Origin of the sequence: Clostridium sp., from assembly GCF_040797585.1 — a bacterium.
Taxonomy (GTDB): domain Bacteria; phylum Bacillota; class Clostridia; order Clostridiales; family Clostridiaceae; genus Clostridium_Z.
In genome coordinates this window covers 1-2,504 of record NZ_JBFNEO010000290.1, presented here as the reverse complement: position 1 = coordinate 2,504, position 2,504 = coordinate 1, and the positions used below count along the sequence as shown (strand labels likewise).

4 protein-coding genes are annotated in these 2,504 nt (G+C 29.6%); all 4 read right to left on the bottom strand.

Annotation, left to right across the window (positions count from 1 at the left end):
• The coding region (locus AB2369_RS12880) for a tetratricopeptide repeat protein (protein WP_367666876.1) at positions 1–905 on the bottom strand (905 nt) is incomplete at its 3' end.
• A gap of 175 nt (positions 906–1,080) precedes the next feature.
• On the bottom strand, positions 1,081–1,257 hold the full coding sequence (locus AB2369_RS12875) for a YtxH domain-containing protein (RefSeq protein WP_367666875.1): 177 nt from the start codon (positions 1,255–1,257) through the stop codon (positions 1,081–1,083).
• Positions 1,258–1,339: 82 nt separating this feature from the next.
• A complete protein-coding gene (locus AB2369_RS12870) occupies positions 1,340–1,972 on the bottom strand; it encodes a viroplasmin family protein (protein ID WP_367666874.1) in 633 nt (210 codons plus the stop codon).
• 17 nt (positions 1,973–1,989) lie between these two features.
• Positions 1,990–2,504: YkvA family protein (locus AB2369_RS12865; RefSeq protein ID WP_367666873.1), on the bottom strand; the 515-nt coding region annotated here is incomplete at its 5' end.

Here is a 2,504-nt window from a genome sequence, read left to right as displayed (position 1 = left end):
GTATTATAGTGTTTAAATGACTCCTCTAAATTATTAAATTCATAGAAAAGCCTTCCTAGATTATTTTCTATATAAGAAAGCTGAAGTGAATCCTTTAGCTCTCTAAAAACCTCTAAGGTTTTCTTAGAATATTTTATTGCATTATCTATATCTCCTTTTTTATTATACTGTTCTGTAAGAAGTAATAATGCCTTTCCATACTCTCTTTTATTACCAAGTTGATTAAATTTTTCTTTAGCTAAATAAGAGTAATTTATAGCCTTGTCCAAATTATCTAATTTAAAATAAACACTTGCTATATAGTAATATATCTCCCCAAGTACCACATCGATTCCTAGATCATTATCTAGATAAACCTTTTCAGCCTGTTGAAGATAGGAATTAGAAGAATGATAAGCTTTTAATTCATAGGTTATCTTACCTAAGTTTAAAAAAGTATTAACAACTTCTTCATAGTTATTATTCTTTATAAATATTACGTTTGCTGATAAAAAGTATTGTTGAGCCGGTACATTTTCTTCCTTTGCCATGTGTATATTAGCTCTTAAGTAAAGGTTTCTCGCCTTTCTATATTCTAAATTATACTTTTCAGCATAATATAGGGCTCTCTCTATATACTGTTCCCCTAAAGATAGATCTTGATTTAATATATAGGATTCCGCTATGTTTTCAAAATATAAACATATTTTTTCTGCTTGTGTTTCTTCTGACTCCATTAAATACTCTACAGAAGTTTTTAATGTAGATGCTAAGTATTCAAGTAAATCCATACTTGGATTTGATTTTCCAGACTCTACAAGACTTATTTGCCCAGGGGTTATTCTATCTCCTGCTAAATCCTTTAAAGTCATATTTAATTCTTTACGTCTTCTCTTTATTTTTTCTCCTAAAGAAAGTATCTCCATAACTCACTCTTCCTTTACTGAAAATATTCTCATATATATTGATTTTATGTATTATTATAGCACATTTTGGGTACTCAACAACAATTTATTAAAAAAAACTTTTAGATTCTTTTAATTTATCAAAAAAATCTTACAAATGCCCTAGATTTGTTAGCCTATCTAGGGCATTCTCTTGTTATCTCATATAACGATTCATTTGTGAATACATGCCTTCTGCAAAATTAAGCATTTGTCTTCCATTTCTTCTTAATCTTCTTTTAGTAGCTCTATCCATATTATTCATCATGGATCCTACTGCCCCACCAACTATTGCTCCTGCTGCCATTCCAACTATGAAATTTCCATTACGCATAATCTCATCTCCTTATAATTTATTGTAATCTTAGATTATGCAAATTTCCCTTTATTAAACTAGAATATTTTTTCCAAAATTGCTATATGTTTAAGGCTTCCTTAGCTAACTTATCAGCTCTATCATTATATAAATCTCCAGAGTGGCCCTTAACTTTTACAAACTTAATCCTTGTTTTTTTCATTTTTTCCTTCATAAATTCATGATATCTTTGAGTTAAAAAATTATTTCTTTTCCATAAACCTAAAGCCCAGCTCTCAATTCCTTGATAATCAAAATATATGGCACCTTTAGTGTACCCATTATCTTCTAGAAAATCCATTGCTTTTATAGCTCCAAGAACTTCTCCTGCCACATTTCTCATTGTAGCTGCTTCTTTCTCTTCCCCAACCCCTTTATCTTCATGAATAACTTCATCACCTAAAATTGCTACAAGTCCATAGGAATATTTCTCTGTGTTTACATTATAACTTCCGTCCACGTATATTCTTACTTCCTCATTATCCTTAGAATAAATACCTTCAATGTTATCCTCTTTTACTTCCTCTTTATTTTTATCGTAAATATTTAAAAAGTCTAAAGCATCCTTTTCATCCTTAAAACTTTTATATATAGCTCCCTTAAACCCAATAACTTCTGCCTTACACTGATCCCAGGTTCTATAAATTTTATTGTCTCCAGACTTTCCTTTAACTACTGCATAAAATTTCGACATTTAAACCTTCTTCCTTTCTATAGCCTATCTATGGTGTTATAGATTTTATCTACCCTCTCTCCTCCTGACAGAGTATTTAAATAATATAAACCATCCTTTATAATTTTTATTATATCATCTTCCCCTTCCCAGTTTTCTAATATAATAATGTCATCTACGTTATTAATTATTTTATTTAGAGCAAAGAAAATTACTGCTACATCATCCAATTTACCTACAAATGGTATGAAATCTGGTAATATATCAAAAGGCGATGATACATATGCTAGGGATATAATTACAGATATCTTTATCTTCTTACTTACTCTCTTGTCCTTAAGAAGTCTACATAATAAAGCTATTAAGTCTGGTATTATAAGCGCATACTTAAATATACCATCATACTTTTCTGGTATCTTATCTTCTATATATCCTTTAACTTCTGTGTAACAGTCCTTAGTTTTATTAATGGGAAGTGCTATAATCTCCTCTTCTTCTATAACGGGTTCATCTATAATAGGTTTATTTAAAGAGAAATCAATATCTTCTACCT